Here is a 17,049-nt window from a genome sequence, read left to right as displayed (position 1 = left end):
ATGATTCCTCACTGGGCAGCGAACTGCATTTCCGGAACGTGGTCCGGCACGATCAGTTTACCGGCAGTCTTGGCAACGATCTCTTCGACGCTGACACCCGGTGCACGCTCTTTCAAAATGAACGCGCCGTTTTCGATTTCCAGGTAAGCCAGATCAGTCAGTACGCGCTTGATACACCCGGCGCCGGTCAGCGGCAGGCTGCATTGGGACAACAGCTTGGACTCACCATCCTTGGACGCGTGGGTCATGATGACGATGATGTTGTCGGCGCCGGCAACCAGGTCCATTGCGCCGCCCATGCCCTTGACCAGTTTGCCGGGGATCATCCACGAGGCGATGTTGCCTTGCACGTCCACCTCAAAGGCGCCCAGCACGGTCAGGTCGACATGGCCACCGCGGATCATTGCGAAGGACTCGGCCGAGGAAAAAATCGACGCGCCGGTACGTGCGGTCACGGTTTGCTTGCCGGCGTTGATCATGTCGGCATCGATGGTTTCTTCAGTAGGAAACGGACCCATGCCCAGCAGGCCGTTTTCCGATTGCAGCATGACTTCCATGCCTTCGGGGATGTAGTTGGCGACCAGGGTCGGAATGCCGATGCCCAGGTTCACGTAGAAGCCGTCCTGCATTTCGCGGGCGACGCGTTGAGCCATTTGTTCGCGGGAAAGTGCCATTGTCGTTATTCCTTCATTCGGTCCGGGGGCAGGGGATCACTTACGCACGGTGCGCTGTTCGATGCGCTTTTCGAACGTGCCGCAGATGATCCGGTCGACGTAGATGCCAGGGGTGTGGATCTGCGCCGGGTCCAGCTCGCCGGGTTCGACGATTTCTTCGACTTCGACCACGGTGATCTTGCCGGCAGTGGCGGCCAGCGGGTTGAAGTTCTGGGCCGTGTGGCGATAGATCACGTTACCGAAATGGTCGGCTTTCCAGCCTTTGACGATGGCGAAGTCGCCGGTGATGGATTCTTCCATCAGGTACTTGCGGCCATGGAATTCGCGGACTTCCTTGCCTTCGGCAACTGGAGTGCCAACACCGGTGGCGGTAAAGAAGGCCGGGATGCCGGCACCGCCTGCACGCATTTTTTCAGCGAGGGTGCCTTGCGGGGTCAGGATGACTTCGATTTCGCCTTTGAGCAGTTGCTCTTCGAACAGCTTGTTTTCGCCGACGTAGGACGCCACCACTTTGCTGATCTGGCGGTCGGTCAGCAGTACGCCGAGGCCGAAACCGTCGACGCCGCAGTTGTTGGAAACCACCGTGAGGTCGCGAGTACCTTTGCGCTTGATCTCGTTGATCAGGTTTTCCGGGATCCCGCACAGGCCGAAGCCGCCGGCGATCACGGTCATGCCGTCTTCAAGACCTGCCAGGGCTTCCTCGTAGGAACTCACGCGCTTGTCGAAACCTGCCATATGCACCTCTTTTATTCTTTGTGGGCGGCTGGCTAGCCGAATGGGATGGAGTGTCTCGCCGGAGTATTCATTTGTTAAGTTGATTTTTAAGGTTAATTAATAGATAAAACTCAACAATCTGTAGGAGCTGCCGAAGGCTGCGATCTTTTGGATCAAGATCAAAAGATCGCAGCCTTCGGCAGCTCCTACAATACCCGGGAGAAATCGAGTATGACCGTCAAGCAGATCCGCGCCTTTCTGGCGGTGGCCCAGAGCCTGAGCTTTGCCGTGGCTTGCGAGCGCCTGCACCTGTCGCAGTCTGCCCTGAGCCTGACCATCAAGGCGCTGGAGGAGGGCCTGGGCGGGCGCTTGTTCACCCGCAACACGCGTAACGTGGCGCTCACCGCCGAAGGTGAATCCCTGGTGCCGCTCGCGCGCCGGTTGATCGCCGACTGGGACAATGCCGAAGATGAGTTGCGCCAGCGCTTTACCCTGCAGCGCGGACGCGTGACCCTGGCGGCGATGCCGTCGTTCGCCGGCAACCTGCTGCCGCCGATCCTCAAGACCTTCCGCGCCCGTTATCCGAACGTCAACGTGACGGTCAATGACGTGATCAACGAGCAGGTGCTGGAAATGGTCCGTGACCGCCAGGTTGAACTGGGGGTGGCGTTCGAGCCGACCATGAATTCGTCGCTGCAATTCACGCCGTTGTACATCGACCGATTCGTCGCAGTGGTGCCCCTGGATTCGGCGTTGGCCGCACTTGACGACATCGACTGGCAGACCTTGCTCAAGGAGCCGTTCATTACCTTGCAGCGTCCGTCGACGGTGCGCGTCATGCTGGAAGAACACTTGCAGGCCCGCGGCATGAAACTTCCGGTGGAGTTTGAAAGCCATCAACTGGCGACGGTCGGGCGGATGGTCGCCAGTGGCCTGGGCGTGAGCGCGGTGCCGGCCTTGTGTGCCGGGCAGATGCGTGAGCTGGGCGCGCGTTGCATTACCTTGCGCGATCCGGTGGTGGAGCGGGCGCTTGGGGTGCTGACGTTGCCTGGGGGAGAACTGTCGGCGGCGGCGCAGGCGTTGTTTGATGTGCTGAAAGAGGAAAACCTTGGGCAACGATTTTCTTGAATGTGCGCCGGACCCTGTGGGAGCGAGCTTGCTCGCGATGACGGTGGATCAGCCAACAAATTTTCTGAATGTGCTGGCCTCATCGTCGGAACGCCGCCCGGAGCAAGCTCGCTCCCACAGGGATCGGGTTTCGTCAGTTGCCAAGTAGCTTCGCCAATAACGGCAACAATCGCTCGCACCCCCCCTCGATCTTCAAATCCAGCATCTCATCCGCCCGGGTCTTGCCCAGGTTGATCGCAATCAACGGCTTGCCCTGATCCACCACCGCCCGGCACAAGCGAAACGCCGAATAGGCCATCAACGACGAGCCGACCACCAACAGCCCCGCAGCCTGTTCGACGGCCGCCATCGCCTTGGCTGCTGTGGCCTGCGCGACGTTCTCGCCAAAGAACACCACATCCGGCTTCATCCGTTCCCCGGCACAATGCGGGCAGTGCGGGACCTGGAAGCGTGCCTCGAAGGCCGGGTCTAGCAAGGTGTCGCCGTCCGGCGCCTGTACCGCGTCGACGCCGGCCAGGTACGGGTTCTGTGTTTCCATCAGGCGCTGGATCGAATCGCGCTCGCTGCGCCGACCGCAATCCAGGCACAAAACCCGGTGCAGACTGCCGTGGAGCTCGATCACGTCATGGCTGCCGGCCTGGTCGTGCAGCGTGTCGACGTTCTGGGTGATCAGCCCGCTGATCTGCCGCGTGCCTTGCAAACGGGCCAGGGTGTCGTGGGCCACGTTCGGCTGCGCCAGACGCACCCGTGGCCAGCCGAGCATCGCCCGCGCCCAATAGCGCCGCCGGGACTCCGGGGCCGAGAGAAATTCCTGATACATCATCGGCTGCCGGCCCCGGCGCACGCCCTGGTTGTCGCGATAATCCGGGATGCCCGAGGGCGTGCTGATACCGGCACCGGTCAGCACGGCAAACGGCTGATCCGCCATGAGCTGATGGAGTCGATCGAGTTGGTCACGGGTCTGGCGGTCGAGCATGCCGGTAAACCTGTAGGAGCGAGCTTGCTCGCGATGGTCGTCAACGATAACACTGTAAGCCTGATACCCAGCGGTGTGATCGCGTTTATCGTCGGAACGCCGCCCGGACCAAGCTAGCTCCTACAGGGATACGGCGGGGATTATTTACGCGCCTCCAGAATCAGGTTGAACGGCGTTTCCGTGGCCCGGCGGAAACGGCTGAATCCGGCCTCGCTGAACACCTTGCGCAACCGCGCTTCACCGGCCTGGGCACCGAGGCCGAGGCCGACTTCCTGGGACAGCGAGTTGGGCGTGCAGATGAAGGTCGAGGCCGCGTAGAACAGGCGTCCGACTGGGTTGACGTTGTCGTCGAGCAAGTCGTTGGCGTAGGGCTCGACCAGCAGCACCGTGCCGTCGTCCTTCAGCGATTCATAAGCATGTTTGGCCGCACCCACCGGGTCGCCCATGTCATGCAGGCAGTCGAAGTAGCAGACCAGGTCGTAGTCGCTGCCGGGGTAGCTTTTGGCCGTGCCCTGGAAGAACCTGGCCCGGCTGGACACACCGCCTTCTTCGGCGCGTTGGGTGGCGACGGTAACGGACGGCGCGTGGTAGTCGAAACCGACGAAGCGCGAATCCGGAAACGCCTGGGCCATGATCACCGTCGAGGCGCCATGGCCGCAGCCGATGTCCGCCACTTTGGCCCCGGCTTCCAGTTTGGCCACCACACCGTCGAGGGCCGGCAACCATTCGGCGACCAAATGGGCTTTGTAGCCAGGGCGGAAGAAGCGTTCGGTACCGCTGAACATGCACGGATGGTGATCGCCCCAGGGCAGGGCGCCGTTGCCGCGCATGGCGTTGACCAGCTTGTCCTTGTCGTGGAAAAACGACGCGACCACGCTGATCCCGCCCGCCACATAGACCGGTGAGTCTTCGTTTGCCAAAGCCATGGCTTGCTCTTCGGGCAGGCGGAATTGGCCGTCATGGTGTTCCATGTAGCCGGAGGCGGCATGGGCGCTGAGCCATTCGCGCAGCAGGCGGGTGTTGCAGCCGGTTTTCCCGGCAAGGGTTTCGGGGGTGATGGGCTGACTGTCGGCCATCGCCCGGTACAGGCCGAGCTCTTCACCGAGGATGACGTTGGCGAGCATCGCCGCGCCGCCCATGTCGTTTACCAGTTTGCCCATGAAATCGTTAAGTCTGGCCTCGTCCATCACGTGTGCTCCTTCAGCAGGATCACGGTCCAGAGGCATTGTATTGGCGAGGCGTTCGCCGCTGGGCGGTGGTCGTGGGAATGTGCAGGACGCCAAGCGGGCCCTGTGTGCGTTGAGTTTAGTCCGGGGCGTGTGTACTGCTGTCTCGAGCGACGAAAGCCCCCCTGACTGACACTAAACCCCTGTGGGAGCGAGCCTGCTCGCGAAGGCGGCGGATCAGCCACCATTAGCATTGAATGTAAATCCGCTATCGCGAGCAGGCTCGCTCCCACAAGGGATTTGAGTTGTGTATTCCATTGTGTCCAACCCCGGTTTCGATACACAGACACCCATTGTCGACCCCTTTCGAACACAGTCCTGATACACCCCTTCGATTAACTGTGTCTCAAGGCGGGCACCTGCCCGCAATCCTGGACACATGCGAGATCGACACCATGCAGACATCCATTGCCCCCGTAGCCAGGGCCAGCGCAGGGCTTGGCCTGCGTCGCGGTTTACTCAAAGAACTGCAAGCGGCCCCGGCCGGACATTTCGACTTTCTGGAAGTCGCGCCGGAGAACTGGATCGGCATCGGCGGTGCCCATGGTGCGGCGCTGCGGGCGCTGGCCGAGCGTTATCCGTTGTCCTGTCACGGCCTGTCCCTGTCCCTGGGCGGGACGTCGCCGCTGGACGTCGGGTTTTTGCAGGAAGTCCGGGGTTTTCTCGATCACTACAACGTGCCGCTGTACAGCGAGCATTTGAGCTATTGCAGCGATGACGGTCACCTGTACGACCTGTTGCCGTTGCCGTTTACCGAAGAAGCGGTGCACCACGTCGCCGCGCGTATCCGTCAGGCCCAGGACATCCTTGGCCGGCGCCTGGCGGTGGAAAACGTCTCCTGCTACGCCGCGCCCCAAGGGGACATGGACGAGGTCACGTTCACCAATGCGGTGTTGCGCGAGGCTGATTGCGACCTGCTGCTGGACGTCAACAATGTCTACGTCAACTCGATCAACCACGGTTTCGAGCCGCAGGCGTTTCTCGCGGGCATCGATGCGGGCCGGGTGGTGGCGATGCACATTGCCGGGCACTTCGACGAGTCCGATACCTTGAAGATCGACACCCACGGTGCCTCGGTGAAACCGGCGGTGTGGTCGTTGCTGGCCCAGGCCTACGCCCGGTTCGGTGTTCAGCCGACCTTGCTGGAGCGCGATTTCAATTTTCCGGCATTCGCCGAACTGGTGGCGGAGTTGCAGACCATTCGCCACCTGCAACAGGAGGTTTGAACCGTGGATAAACAATCGTTGCATCACCAGCAAAGCACCATGGGCCGGTACCTGCGTGATCCCGAGCATTTCGCGCCACCGGCCGAAATGGACCCTGCCCGGGCGCAAGTGTACCGCGACCTGGTGTTTGCCAATCTGTCGTCATTGCTCAGTGGCACCTTTCCGGTATTGCTGAAAATCCTGGGGGATGAGCACTGGCGTTCACTGGTACGGATTTTTCTGCGGGACTATCGCGCCCGCACGCCGAAGTTTGGTGAGATCGCCCAGGAGCTTGTCGAATTTCTCGCGACTGAGCCTCAAGCATTGAGCGATGGGCCGTGGCCACCGTTCATGGTGGAGCTGGCGCATTACGAGTGGGTGGAAATGGCCTTGCAACAGTCCGACGCCGAGCCTCTGGTTGCCGGTGATGCTGCGTTGCTGCTGGAGCGGCCGTTGCAGGTGTCGGTGCTGGCCTGGCCGTTGGCGTATGCCTGGCCGGTGCAGCGGGTGGGGCCGGATCATCAGCCGGACGCTTTGCCTGATCAGCCGACATTGCTGCTGGTGCAGCGGGCGGAGGACTGGAGTGTGAGGTTTTCTGAATTGAGTCCGTTGGCGTGGCGGTTGTTGCAGAGAATTGACGAGTTTCCCGAAGTGACCGGGCGTGAACAGTTGCAAGGATTGGCGGTCGAGGCGGGGCAGGTTGGTTCATCGGCGTTTTTCGAGGGTGGTCTGAGGTTGTTGCGGCAGATGCATGGGGATGGGGTTGTTGGAGTTGTTTGATCTTGGCGGCCGGTCAGCCGATCTGATTTCGCGGATGTATCACGTCGTAGGAGCTGCCGAAGGCTGCGATCTTTTGATCTTGATTGTCAGTAATACAGCCAAAAGATCGCAGCCTCGTTGCACTCGACAGCTCCTACCAGCTCCTACCAGCTCCTACTGGGCAATGCGTACGCATGACGAACCAGGCCGGCCGGTAGGCCGCCTCGGGCGCTGTTGCGGTGTACGCCCCTCGTGAGGCCGAACGTCAGGGGCAAGAGCCCTTGGTTACTTGGGGCCGGGCGGCGTTCCGCTCTTCCAAGTGACCCGCCGTACGGGCGGAACCAATAGCGGCCGTGACCGCAGCAACGGATATGTACACCCACAAAACAATCATCACCTGACACAAAGCCATCGTCGGAACGCCGCCCGGACCAAGCTTGCTCCCACAGGTGGCAGGTCAAAACCCACAACTATCAGCGAATAAAGTGAATCTTCCCGCTGTCGTCATTGCCCATGTAGATGCCATACACCCCAGCCTGACGTTCCTCGATATAACGTTCAAGGATCTGCCGGATCGCCGGGTAGTAGATGCTGTCCCAGGGAATCTCCTCAGGCGCGAAGAATTGGTAGTCGAGGGTTTCCGGGCCGTACTGCCCGGTAATCTCCAGCGCGATGGCGCGGAAGATTATGTACACCTCGCTGATCTTGGGCACGCTGAAGATCGAATAGGGCGAGACGATTTCCGCACGCACGCCGCTTTCTTCCCAGACTTCCCGCAGCGCGGCCTGCTCGGTGGTCTCGCCGCTTTCCATGAAGCCCGCCGGCAGGGTCCAGGTGCCGGGGCGCGGTGGAATCGCGCGCTGGCACAACAGGTACTTGCCGTCCTGCTCGATGATGCAGCCGGCAATGATCTTCGGATTGACGTAATGGATGTAGCCGCAGCCGCGGCACATCAGGCGCTCGTGCGTATCGCCCGGCGGTAACTGTGACTTAAGGTCTGCGCTGCCACACTTGGGGCAAAAGCTCGGGCTGAACATTTCAGCGACCTATGCGCGGTTCTTTCAGCGCGATGGGCAGGGTGATCTGCGGCGTGGCGCCGGTTTCTTCCTGTTTGCGCTTGAGGTAGTCCAGGGCCACGGCAGCGGCCGCTCGCACGTGGTCGACGCACGCCTGGTGGGCGGCCAGCGGGTCACCGCCCTTGATCGCTTCGACCATGCGTTCCATTTCCTGGTTACTGGCGCTGCGACGGTTTTGCTGGGACACCGAGGTCGCGCGCAGGTAGCTGATGCGTGCCTGCAACTGGCGCAGTTGAGTGGCCGCGACATGATTGCCCGAACCTTCGAGCAGCACATCGTAGAAACCCTGGACCGAGTCGATGACCTGTTGCAGTTCGCCGTCCTTCAGCGCCTTGCGGTTTTCTTCCAGGGCTTTTTCCAGGGCCTTGATGTCCTTGGCCTTGGCGCGCAGGGTGAACAGTTGCACGATCAGCCCTTCGAGTACGCAGCGCAGCTCGTAGATGTCCACGGCATCGGCCAGGGTGATGATCGCGACCCGTGGGCCCTTGGCGTCGGCGAATTCCACCAGGCCTTCGGATTCCAGGTGACGCAAGGCTTCGCGCACGGAAGTACGGCTGACGCCCAGGCGATCGCACAGATCGCGTTCGACCAGACGGTCTCCCGGCAGGAGCTGGAAGTTCATGATGGCGCTTCGCAGTTTATCCAGCACGATTTCGCGCAGGGTAACGGGGTTGCGATTGACCTTGAAGCTGTCGTCGAGTGGCAGGCGTTTCATGGGGTCCGCTCTGATTGTGGCTGTCCATGCAAAAAGAGCACTTCGATTACGGGAATCTGGGTGCCCGGTCAGATCAAACAGCCAAGGGTTAACTGGAGGCCTCGGCATCGGCTTCGGCGAAGGCTTCACGGGCGAGCCGGAAACTGTCTACGGCAGCGGGGACACCGCAGTAAATGCCGACCTGAAGCAGTATTTCGCGTATTTGCTCACGACTCAGGCCGTTACGCAAGGCGCCGCGCACATGCAGCTTGAGTTCATGCGGCCGGTTGAGGGCCGAGATCATCGCCAGGTTGATCATGCTGCGCTCCTTGAGCGACAAACCCTCACGACCCCAGACATGACCCCAACAATATTCGGTGACCATTTCCTGCAATGGCCGGGTGAAGTCGTCGGCGTTCTCGATGGAGCGATTGACGTAGGCTTCGCCCAGCACCTGGGTGCGGATCTTCAGGCCTTTTTCGTATTTTTCGTTGTTCATTTGCGTAGCTCCCGTGGGCTCAGAGGCCGCCCATCAAGGTGTATTTGAGTTCCAGGTAATCCTCGATGCCGTACTTCGACCCTTCACGGCCCAGCCCCGAGGACTTGATGCCGCCAAATGGCGCGACCTCGGTGGAAATCAGCCCTTCGTTGATCCCGACCATGCCGTACTCCAGCGCCTCGCTCATGCGCCAGGCGCGGCCCAGGTCGCGGGTGTAGCAGTAGGCGGCGAGGCCGAATTCGGTGTCGTTGGCCATCTCGACGGCCTGGGCCTCGGTGTCGAAACGGAACACGGCGGCCAGTGGGCCGAAGGTTTCTTCCTGGGCGACTTTCATTTGCGGGGTAACGCCTGCCAACACGGTTGGCTGGAAGAACCCATTGCCCAACGCATGACGTTCGCCGCCGCACAGCAATTGTGCGCCGTTTGCCAGGGCGTCTTGCACATGGTCTTCCACCTTGGCCACGGCACGCTCATTGATCAACGGCCCTTGGGTGATGCCATCATCGAAACCGCTGCCGACCTTGAGTTGCGAAACCCGTTCGGCCAGGCGCGCGACAAAGGCGTCGTGGATGCCGTCCTGCACCAGGAAGCGGTTGACGCAGACGCAGGTCTGCCCGGCGTTGCGGAATTTGGCGATCAGCGCACCGTCAACGGCGCGCTCCAGATCGGCGTCGTCGAAGACAATGAACGGCGCGTTGCCGCCCAGCTCCAGCGAGACTTTTTTCAGCGTCGGCGCGCACTGGGCCATCAGCAATTTGCCGATGGCCGTGGAACCGGTGAATGACAGTTTGCGCACCTGCGGGCTGGCCGTCAGCTCACCGCCAATGGCGATGGCGTCGCCGGTGATGACGTTGAAGATGCCCGCTGGAATGCCGGCCTGTTCCGCCAGTGCGGCCATGGCCAGTGCCGAGAACGGTGTTTCCGGGGCCGGTTTGACGATGCACGGGCAACCGGCCGCCAGCGCCGGACCGGCCTTGCGGGTGATCATCGCCGCCGGGAAATTCCACGGCGTGATGGCCGCGACGACGCCAATCGGTTCCTTGCTGACCACGATGCGCGCATCGCCCTTGTGACTGGGAATGGTGTCGCCGTAGATGCGCTTGGCCTCTTCGGCAAACCACTCGATGAAGCTCGCGGCGTAGAGGATTTCGCCCTTGGCCTCAGTCAGTGGCTTGCCCTGTTCGAGGGTGAGGATTTGTGCCAGGGCGTCGGCGTTTTCCAGCATCAAGGCATGCCAGCGCTTGAGCGTATTGCTGCGCTCCTTGGCGGTCAGCGCGCGCCAGGCCGGCCAGGCTTTGTTGGCGGCCTCGATAGCCAGGCGCGCGTGTTCGGCGCCGAGGTTCGGCACCCGGCCGATGAGTTCACCGGTGGCCGGATTGAAGATGTCCTGACAGGCGCCATCCGGCGCGTCCAGCCATTGGCCATTGATGTAGGCCTGTTGGCGGAACAGTTGCGAGGCTGCTGGGCTCATGCCGGCTCCTGGGAAAATTATAGGTGGCTGCTGTGCTCTACCTGTAGGAGCGAGCTTGCTCGCGATGAACTTCAAGGCGACGCTTGTTTCCAGGCAGCACGCGTTATCGTTCACGACCATCGCGAGCAAGCTCGCTCCTACAGGAAGCAATGCATCAGGCCAGTGTGGGCAACGGCCCCAGCTTGCCTTTGTGGTAGATCATCGGCGTGACCGGTTGCGCGGGCAGGATCAGGTTCTTCACCGCGCCGACGATGATCGCGTGATCGCCGCCGTCGTATTCGCGCCACAGTTCGCACTCGATGATCGCCGTCGCCTTGGCAAGAATCGGGTTGCCCAGTTCGCTCAAGTGCCACTCGATGCCTTTGGCCTTGTCTTTGCCTTTACCGGCGAAGGCATAGGCTTCGGCGGTCTGGTCGGCGGACARCAGGTGAATCGCGAACTGCTTGCTGTCGCGCAGCACCGGGTAGGTGTCGGAGCCGTAGTTGGGGCAGAACAGCACCAGTGCCGGGTCGATCGACAGCGCACTGAAGGCGCTGGCGGTGATGCCGACGATGCCGCCGTCCGGGTCCAGGGTGGTGACCACCGTGACCCCGGACGGGAACGAGCTCATCACGTCTTTGTAAATGCCGGGTTCGATCATTTTCCAGGACTCCTAGCGCATCACGAATGGATCAGGCATCGGTGCCTGGGACAGGTTGATCCACACCGTTTTCAGCTCGGTGTAGGCCAGCACCGAATCGATGCCGCTTTCGCGTCCATAGCCACTGTTCTTGAAGCCGCCGATCGGCGCCATGGCCGAGACCGCGCGGTAGGTGTTGACCCAGATGATCCCCGAACGCACGTCCCGGGCCAGGCGATGGGCGCGGCCCAGGTCACGGGTCCAGATGCCGGCGGCGAGGCCGAACTGCGAGTCGTTGGCAATCGCCAGCGCTTCGGCTTCGTCTTTGAAACGGATGACCGAGGCCACCGGGCCAAAGACTTCTTCCTGCATGATCTTCATCGAGTTGCGGTCGCACTCGAACAGCGTCGGCTCGTAGAACCAGCCGTCGCCCAGATTCTGCGGACGCTTGCCGCCCAGGCGCAGACGCGCACCTTCGGCAATCGCGTCGGCCACCAGGCCTTCGACCACGGCCAGTTGCTGCGCGGTGGCCATCGGGCCCATTTCGCTGCTGTCGTCCTGGGGGTTGCCGATGCGGATGCGCCGGGCGCGTTCCACCAAACGGCCGACGAACTCGTCGTAGATCTCGTCCTGCACCAGCAAGCGCGAACCGGAGACGCAGCTCTGCCCGGAGGCGGCATAGATCCCGGCGATGGCACCGTTGATCGCGCTGTCGAGGTCGGCGTCGGCGAAGATGATGTTCGGCGATTTGCCCCCCAGCTCCAGCGACAGTTTGGCGAAGTTCTCGGCGCTGCTGCGCACCACATGCCGCGCCGTGGCCGCGCCGCCGGTGAAGGCGATCTTGCGCACCAGGGGATGACGGGTGAGGGCGGCACCGGTGCTTGGGCCGTAACCGGTGACGACGTTGACCACCCCCGGCGGAATCCCGGCTTCCAGCGCCAGGCGCGCGAGTTCGAGGATGGTCGCCGAGGCGTGTTCCGACGGCTTGATCACGATGGTGTTGCCCGCGGCGAGGGCCGGGGCCAATTTGATCGCCGTCAGGTACAGCGGGCTGTTCCACGGAATGATCGCCGCGACCACGCCCATGGCTTCGTGCACGGTGTAGGCAAACAGGTCCGGCTTGTCCAGCGGCAGGGTGCCGCCTTCGAGCTTGTCCGCCAGGCCTGCGGTGTAGTGGAAGAACTCCGGCAGATAACCAACCTGGCCACGGGTTTCGCGGATCAGCTTGCCGTTGTCGCGGCTTTCCAGCTGCGCCAGTTGTTCCTTGTTCTCGGCGATCAGGTCGCCCAGGCGTCGCAGCAATTTGCCGCGAGCGGTGGCGGTCAAACCGCGCCATGCCGGGCTGTCGAAAGCCGTCTGTGCCGCCTGCACGGCGCGTTCGACATCGGCTTCGTCGGCATCGGGCAATTCGGCCCAAGGCTCGGCCAGCGCCGGGTTGAGGCTTTCGAAGGTCTTGCCGGACAGGGCATCGACCCATTCACCGCCGATGCACATCTGGAAGCGTGCGAGTGTCATGCAACGATCCCCTTGATCTGGTTTTGTTTGGAGTGCGCGGTCTGCAGAAACTCCAGCAACAGCTGGTTGACCAGGCGCGGAGACTCTACGGGCATCATATGCCGTTGCTCGGCGAGCACGGCAACGGTCGCACCGGGAATGCGTTCGGCCAGTTGCCGGGCCATTTCCGGGGTCGAGCCGGGGTCCAGTTCGCCGGTGGCGATCAGCGTCGGTACCTGGATGCTGGCCAGGTCGTCGGCGCGGTACATGTCCTGGGTGGCGAACAGTTCGTAAGTGGTCAGGTAACCCTGAGGGTCATTGCCGGCCAGGGTCTGGCGAATCGCGGCGATCTGCGCCGGGTTCGCGGCCTGGTATTCACGGCTGAACCAGCGTGACAGCGCCGCTTCGGCATTGGCGTCCGGGCCGTGTTCGGCGGCCTGGCTGGTGCGGGCGATGACCCCGGCGCGCTGTTCGGCGCTGCGGTTGAAAACACTGTTGAGCACCACCAGGCCTTCCAGGCGTTGCGGGTAGTGCAGGGCAAACGCCCGCGCCACCAGCCCGCCCATGGAAAAACCGATCGCCGTTGCCTTGGGCAATTGCAGGTGGTCGAGCAGCTCCAGCAACTGGTCGGCATAGCCGAGCAGCGGCGTGCCGCTTTCCGGGCGCGGGCTGGCGCCATGGCCGAGCATGTCGTAGGCGATGACGCGGTACTTCGTGGCCAGGCCAACGATCTGGCCGCCCCACATTTCTTTGTTCAGGCCCACGCCGTGGATCAAGACCACGGGCTGGCCTTGGCCGGTCGCCAGGTAACTGGTGCCAGCCGGGGTGAGTTCAGCGGTGAGCCGAATCATGGAGCGCTCCTGCAATGCCTTCTTGTTGTCGTTCTGCTGGCCGGTTACTGGGCTTTTTCGGCTGCCAGTTCTTCCAGGTCGATGTAGCGGTTGCCGATGCGCGGGTGCAGGCGGCCGCCGTCGGCGCAACCAAGGACCACAACGATTTCGTCGGCACGCGGGGCGTCTTCGATCTGCATTTCCAGGGTGATGTAGTGCGAACGCAGGCCTTCGTCGTCCTTGTGCATCATCGGGATCTGGATCGAGGTGCCCGGGCCGCCGCGCTTGTTGGTGAAGCTCAGGTAGCTCTTGGCCTTGACCGCTTCGCGGTAATGGTTGCCGAAGCGCAGGGTGTGGATCACCGCCGAAGCGTGCTCGATCTCGCCGTCGGCACCGACCACCGCAGCCTTGCCGTAAGCCTCGATTTTCTCGGCACCGCCGATGATGCCCACCAGGCGCTCGACCATCAGTGCGCCGAGGTCGGAGCAGTTGGCGCGGATCTGTGGTTTCAGGTCTTCGACGAAACCGTTGCCCAGCCAGGGGTTCTTCATAACCACGGCCAGACCGACCATGGTCACGGGCTTATCGGTGGCTTTGCCGCCTTCAATAAAGGTTTCTTCGACATAGCTGACGATCTTGCGGATTTCGAAACTCATGAGCTGCTCCATAGGAGGTTTTGGGTGTCTGTGCGTCTGATGGTATACCATAATACCGATGACGCAAGTCCCTTGAGTGAGTTTCTCGTCGGGTGGTAGGGAGGAAAGAAATTTTCGGCCGTACGAAACCTGTAGGAGCTGGAGGGAGGGGTTAGCGGGAAATCAGCCCGTGATCGATGGCGTACTTGACCAGTGCCGCCGGCTTGTCGATGTTGAGCTTGCGCCGAATGCTCAAGCGGTGTGTCTCCACCGTGCGCACGCTGATGTCCAGTTCCCGGGCCATTTCCTTGTTGTTCAACCCTTGCGCCATCTTCGACAGCACCTGGCTTTCCCTCGGGGTCAGTTCGTTGTCGGTGTTCCTGTCGGCGATCAGCCGCTGGGCGATTTCGGCGCTGTAGAAGGTTCCGCCGCTGCTGATGGCCTCGATGGCGGCGATGATTTCACGTGACGGGGCGTTCTTCAGCACGTAGCCGCTGGCGCCGGAGCGCACCGATTCACTGACGTATTCGTAATTGTCGTACATGCTCAGCACCAGCACCTTGAGCGACGGGTATTGGCTGCGCAGCACGCGGGTCAGTTCCAGGCCGTTCATGTCCGGCAGGCTGATGTCGACCAGCAGCAGGTCCGGCTGGCAACGTCCGACCATCTCGATGGCCTCGGCGCCGTTTTCCGCTTCGCCGACCATTTCCAGGGGCGACATCACGGCCAGCAGCGCCTTGATGCCGTCGCGGACCAGGGAGTGATCGTCGACCAGGGCGACGCGGATCGGGGAGGGCAGGTTCATCGCAGCTGTTCACTCTTGTAGTTTTTTGGGGCCGGATCAGCGCTTTGCGCCAGGTTTCATCGGCAGCAGCACGTCTAGTTCGCTTCTGCCCGGCATCGAGATCAAATCGAAGCGTCCGCCAAAATGTTCGACGCGTTCGCGGATGTTACGCAAACCAATGCCGGCCTGACGACGTTCGACCTGGGCGACGTTGAAACCGATACCGTCATCGACCACGGTCAGTCGCACCGATTGTTCGCAGCCGCGCAGGGTAATGGACACGTTCTTCGCCTGCGCATGGCGTTCAATATTGGTCAGGCCTTCCTGGACGATGCGGAACAGTGCAACAGCGGCGCCGTCGACCAGTTGGCAGTCGAATTCATTTTCGTCATAGGTCACGCTCAGCCCGCTGCGCTGCTCGAATTCGGCGGCCAATTGGCCGATGGCCGCTGGCAGGCCAAGGGTGTCGAGCAAGGATGAGCGCAGGTCGTGGGATAGACTGCGGACTTCGCCGATGGCATCGCCCAGGCGCTCGGTGGCTTCTTTTAATGTATTCAAGCCCTTGTCGTTGGCTTGTCCGCGTTCCAGCAGATGGCTGGCCAGTTCGAACTGAAACTTGATCGAAACCAGCACCTGGCTGATGCCGTCGTGCAACTCGCGGGACACCCGTGATCGTTCCTCCTCCTGCAGGCTGACAATGCGCTGGGTCAGGCGCTGCAGTTTCTTGTCTGCCAGTCGATGCTCACTGACATTGAGGGTCATGCCGGTGGCGAACACGAACAGCACCGCGACCAGGGCGACCACGGCAATCGCCATCATGGTCTTGCGGATGCCCATGGCCACTTCGGCACGGGCCTGCTGGGTGGCGCGCTCGACGTCTTCGAGGTAGATGCCGGTGCCGAGCATCCAGCCCCAGCGATCGAGCATCACCACATAGGCGAGTTTGTCGGTCACTTGGCCGGAGGAGGGTTTGTTCCAGGCGTAGCGTTGAAAACCTTCGCCCGATTGCGCACTTTTCAGCAGCGCCTGAATCACCGGCAGGCCGTGGGGGTCTTTCATGTCCCACAGGTATTGGCCCACCAGTTCCGACTGGCGGGCATGCATCAGGCTGCGGCCTTCGTGGTCGTAGACGAAGAAGTAGCCGTTGATGCCGAAGCTGAGCTTGCGCAGTTCTTCCAGCACTTGTTGCTGGGCGTGGGCATCACCGTGGCCGTCGTCGTACAGCGGCTCGATCAGGCTCTGGGCCATTTCCACGTAGTTTTTCAGCTCCGCGCGCTTGCTCGCCAGAATGCTGTCTTCGATCAGTTGCGCCTGTTGGTCGCCCAATTGGCGGTTGAGGGATATCACCAGCGCGCAGATGACGGCAATGGCCAGCACCAGCGGCAGAATCCCGAGGGCGACGATCTTGTGTTTGAGCTGCATGTTGACTCCTGCCCGCGCGAAGGCTCGGGATCATATGCCAAAGAGGCGCCTTGTAGGAGCGAGCTTGCTCGCGACGGTATTCCAGGCGCTGAGTGGCGTCGGCTGTACCTTTTTCGCGAGCAAGCTCGCTCCTACAAGGGGTGGGGCGTGTTCTACGTAGAACTACGTAGACACCACGTACGTAGTAACGCGGATTTATTTGTGGACGCCATGCGCAGATATTGGGCCAGCTCCGCACCGCGGACACAATTATAAAAATTACCGCCGCAGTCACTGGCTGTCGGCAGGAGACACGCTATGCCCCGTCTGGCTAAACACCTCGCCTGGTTTGCCGTGGCTGTCCTGGGAGCGATTGCGCTGAGTGTCGTGGCCCTGCGCCGCGGCGAAGCGATCAACGCCCTGTGGATCGTAGTCGCAGCCGTCGCCATCTACCTTGTTGCCTACCGCTACTACAGCCTGTTCATCGCCAATAAAGTGATGCAGCTCGATCCCAATCGGGCCACTCCGGCTGTGCTCAACAACGATGGTCTGGACTACGTGCCGACCAACAAACACGTACTCTTCGGTCACCACTTTGCGGCCATCGCTGGCGCAGGTCCGCTGGTCGGTCCGGTGCTGGCGGCGCAGATGGGCTACTTGCCCGGCACGCTGTGGCTGATTGCTGGCGTGGTGCTGGCCGGTGCGGTGCAGGACTTCATGGTCCTGTTCATGTCCACCCGCCGCAACGGCCGTTCGCTGGGCGACATGGTCCGTGAGGAAATGGGCCGCATCCCCGGGACCATCGCGCTGTTCGGTTGCTTCCTGATCATGATCATCATCCTCGCGGTGCTGGCGTTGATCGTG

18 protein-coding genes are annotated in these 17,049 nt (G+C 61.8%); 4 read left to right on the top strand and 14 right to left on the bottom strand.

Annotation, left to right across the window (positions count from 1 at the left end; genetic code table 11):
- Nucleotides 1–8: 8 nt before the first annotated feature.
- Nucleotides 9–674 (bottom strand): CoA transferase subunit B, encoded by a 666-nt coding sequence (locus AC1DXW_RS19440; RefSeq protein WP_008026717.1) that lies wholly within the window; start codon nucleotides 672–674, stop codon nucleotides 9–11.
- A 36-nt stretch (nucleotides 675–710) separates the two neighbouring features.
- On the bottom strand, nucleotides 711–1,409 hold the full coding sequence (locus AC1DXW_RS19435) for a CoA transferase subunit A (protein ID WP_046816298.1): 699 nt from the start codon (nucleotides 1,407–1,409) through the stop codon (nucleotides 711–713).
- 210 nt (nucleotides 1,410–1,619) lie between these two features.
- On the opposite strand from AC1DXW_RS19435, the gene AC1DXW_RS19430 reads away from it, so the two are divergent.
- Nucleotides 1,620–2,516 (top strand): LysR substrate-binding domain-containing protein, encoded by an 897-nt coding sequence (locus AC1DXW_RS19430; protein WP_477755920.1) that lies wholly within the window; start codon nucleotides 1,620–1,622, stop codon nucleotides 2,514–2,516.
- A 133-nt stretch (nucleotides 2,517–2,649) separates the two neighbouring features.
- On the opposite strand, the gene AC1DXW_RS19425 is transcribed toward AC1DXW_RS19430, so the two are convergent.
- Nucleotides 2,650–3,492, bottom strand: coding sequence for an NAD-dependent protein deacetylase (locus AC1DXW_RS19425; RefSeq protein WP_477760332.1), 843 nt, complete (start codon nucleotides 3,490–3,492; stop codon nucleotides 2,650–2,652).
- Between the two features lie 140 nt (nucleotides 3,493–3,632).
- On the bottom strand, nucleotides 3,633–4,679 hold the full coding sequence (locus AC1DXW_RS19420) for a class I SAM-dependent methyltransferase (protein ID WP_477755918.1): 1,047 nt from the start codon (nucleotides 4,677–4,679) through the stop codon (nucleotides 3,633–3,635).
- A 434-nt stretch (nucleotides 4,680–5,113) separates the two neighbouring features.
- Here AC1DXW_RS19420 and AC1DXW_RS19415 point away from each other — a divergent pair, with 434 nt between their 5' ends.
- Both AC1DXW_RS19415 and AC1DXW_RS19410 read left to right on the top strand, forming a co-directional pair.
- Nucleotides 5,114–5,944, top strand: a complete 831-nt coding sequence (locus AC1DXW_RS19415) for an HvfB family MNIO-type RiPP peptide maturase (RefSeq protein ID WP_477755917.1) — start codon at nucleotides 5,114–5,116, stop codon at nucleotides 5,942–5,944.
- Between the two features lie 3 nt (nucleotides 5,945–5,947).
- On the top strand, nucleotides 5,948–6,703 hold the full coding sequence (locus AC1DXW_RS19410; protein WP_477755916.1) for an HvfC family RiPP maturation protein: 756 nt from the start codon (nucleotides 5,948–5,950) through the stop codon (nucleotides 6,701–6,703).
- Nucleotides 6,704–7,155: 452 nt separating this feature from the next.
- On the opposite strand, the gene AC1DXW_RS19405 is transcribed toward AC1DXW_RS19410, so the two are convergent.
- From AC1DXW_RS19405 to AC1DXW_RS19360, 10 genes are all read right to left on the bottom strand, one after another.
- Nucleotides 7,156–7,719, bottom strand: coding sequence for an NUDIX hydrolase (locus AC1DXW_RS19405; protein ID WP_477755915.1), 564 nt, complete (start codon nucleotides 7,717–7,719; stop codon nucleotides 7,156–7,158).
- Between the two features lies 1 nt (nucleotide 7,720).
- Nucleotides 7,721–8,473 (bottom strand): GntR family transcriptional regulator, encoded by a 753-nt coding sequence (locus tag AC1DXW_RS19400; RefSeq protein WP_477755914.1) that lies wholly within the window; start codon nucleotides 8,471–8,473, stop codon nucleotides 7,721–7,723.
- A gap of 88 nt (nucleotides 8,474–8,561) precedes the next feature.
- Nucleotides 8,562–8,951, bottom strand: coding sequence for a carboxymuconolactone decarboxylase family protein (locus AC1DXW_RS19395; protein ID WP_007991919.1), 390 nt, complete (start codon nucleotides 8,949–8,951; stop codon nucleotides 8,562–8,564).
- Between the two features lie 19 nt (nucleotides 8,952–8,970).
- Nucleotides 8,971–10,422 (bottom strand): NAD-dependent succinate-semialdehyde dehydrogenase, encoded by a 1,452-nt coding sequence (locus tag AC1DXW_RS19390; protein WP_477756090.1) that lies wholly within the window; start codon nucleotides 10,420–10,422, stop codon nucleotides 8,971–8,973.
- Between the two features lie 154 nt (nucleotides 10,423–10,576).
- Nucleotides 10,577–11,062, bottom strand: coding sequence for a flavin reductase family protein (locus AC1DXW_RS19385; RefSeq protein WP_090456302.1), 486 nt, complete (start codon nucleotides 11,060–11,062; stop codon nucleotides 10,577–10,579).
- Nucleotides 11,063–11,074: 12 nt separating this feature from the next.
- Complete coding sequence (locus tag AC1DXW_RS19380) at nucleotides 11,075–12,556, bottom strand: aldehyde dehydrogenase (RefSeq protein ID WP_477756091.1); 1,482 nt, start codon at nucleotides 12,554–12,556, stop codon at nucleotides 11,075–11,077.
- The gene (locus AC1DXW_RS19375; protein ID WP_477756092.1) at nucleotides 12,553–13,386 is read right to left on the bottom strand and encodes an alpha/beta fold hydrolase; all 834 of its coding nucleotides are present in this window, start codon (nucleotides 13,384–13,386) and stop codon (nucleotides 12,553–12,555) included. Before AC1DXW_RS19375 ends, AC1DXW_RS19380 begins: the two co-directional genes overlap by 4 nt.
- Before the next feature lie 44 nt (nucleotides 13,387–13,430).
- The gene (locus tag AC1DXW_RS19370; RefSeq protein WP_007978708.1) at nucleotides 13,431–14,021 is read right to left on the bottom strand and encodes an amino acid synthesis family protein; all 591 of its coding nucleotides are present in this window, start codon (nucleotides 14,019–14,021) and stop codon (nucleotides 13,431–13,433) included.
- 151 nt (nucleotides 14,022–14,172) lie between these two features.
- A complete protein-coding gene (locus AC1DXW_RS19365; protein WP_057396633.1) occupies nucleotides 14,173–14,805 on the bottom strand; it encodes a response regulator in 633 nt (210 codons plus the stop codon).
- Nucleotides 14,806–14,841: 36 nt separating this feature from the next.
- Nucleotides 14,842–16,206: a cache domain-containing protein gene (locus AC1DXW_RS19360; RefSeq protein WP_477756684.1), complete on the bottom strand. Its 1,365-nt coding sequence runs from the start codon at nucleotides 16,204–16,206 to the stop codon at nucleotides 14,842–14,844.
- A gap of 297 nt (nucleotides 16,207–16,503) precedes the next feature.
- Between AC1DXW_RS19360 and AC1DXW_RS19355 the strand changes: the two genes are divergently transcribed.
- The coding region (locus AC1DXW_RS19355; protein ID WP_477756683.1) for a carbon starvation CstA family protein at nucleotides 16,504–17,049 on the top strand (546 nt) is incomplete at its 3' end.

This window comes from Pseudomonas sp. P4_C4, from assembly GCF_056402055.1.
The sequence above is the reverse complement of the archived record's forward strand: the minus strand, read 5'-3'. Positions and strand labels throughout refer to the sequence as shown.

What these genes read in the sequence shown, in the direction of transcription:
- AC1DXW_RS19390 (WP_477756090.1), bottom strand. Translation starts at nt 10,422, where the DNA reads ATGAGCCCAGCAGCCTCGCAACTGTTCCGCCAACAGGCCTACATCAAT.
- AC1DXW_RS19400 (WP_477755914.1), bottom strand. Translation starts at nt 8,473, where the DNA reads ATGAAACGCCTGCCACTCGACGACAGCTTCAAGGTCAATCGCAACCCC.
- AC1DXW_RS19395 (WP_007991919.1), bottom strand. Translation starts at nt 8,951, where the DNA reads ATGAACAACGAAAAATACGAAAAAGGCCTGAAGATCCGCACCCAGGTG.
- AC1DXW_RS19430 (WP_477755920.1), top strand. Translation starts at nt 1,620, where the DNA reads ATGACCGTCAAGCAGATCCGCGCCTTTCTGGCGGTGGCCCAGAGCCTG.
- AC1DXW_RS19420 (WP_477755918.1), bottom strand. Translation starts at nt 4,679, where the DNA reads ATGGACGAGGCCAGACTTAACGATTTCATGGGCAAACTGGTAAACGAC.
- AC1DXW_RS19370 (WP_007978708.1), bottom strand. Translation starts at nt 14,021, where the DNA reads ATGAGTTTCGAAATCCGCAAGATCGTCAGCTATGTCGAAGAAACCTTT.
- AC1DXW_RS19360 (WP_477756684.1), bottom strand. Translation starts at nt 16,206, where the DNA reads ATGCAGCTCAAACACAAGATCGTCGCCCTCGGGATTCTGCCGCTGGTG.
- AC1DXW_RS19415 (WP_477755917.1), top strand. Translation starts at nt 5,114, where the DNA reads ATGCAGACATCCATTGCCCCCGTAGCCAGGGCCAGCGCAGGGCTTGGC.
- AC1DXW_RS19440 (WP_008026717.1), bottom strand. Translation starts at nt 674, where the DNA reads ATGGCACTTTCCCGCGAACAAATGGCTCAACGCGTCGCCCGCGAAATG.
- AC1DXW_RS19380 (WP_477756091.1), bottom strand. Translation starts at nt 12,556, where the DNA reads ATGACACTCGCACGCTTCCAGATGTGCATCGGCGGTGAATGGGTCGAT.
- AC1DXW_RS19425 (WP_477760332.1), bottom strand. Translation starts at nt 3,492, where the DNA reads ATGCTCGACCGCCAGACCCGTGACCAACTCGATCGACTCCATCAGCTC.
- AC1DXW_RS19375 (WP_477756092.1), bottom strand. Translation starts at nt 13,386, where the DNA reads ATGATTCGGCTCACCGCTGAACTCACCCCGGCTGGCACCAGTTACCTG.
- AC1DXW_RS19435 (WP_046816298.1), bottom strand. Translation starts at nt 1,409, where the DNA reads ATGGCAGGTTTCGACAAGCGCGTGAGTTCCTACGAGGAAGCCCTGGCA.
- AC1DXW_RS19405 (WP_477755915.1), bottom strand. Translation starts at nt 7,719, where the DNA reads ATGTTCAGCCCGAGCTTTTGCCCCAAGTGTGGCAGCGCAGACCTTAAG.
- AC1DXW_RS19365 (WP_057396633.1), bottom strand. Translation starts at nt 14,805, where the DNA reads ATGAACCTGCCCTCCCCGATCCGCGTCGCCCTGGTCGACGATCACTCC.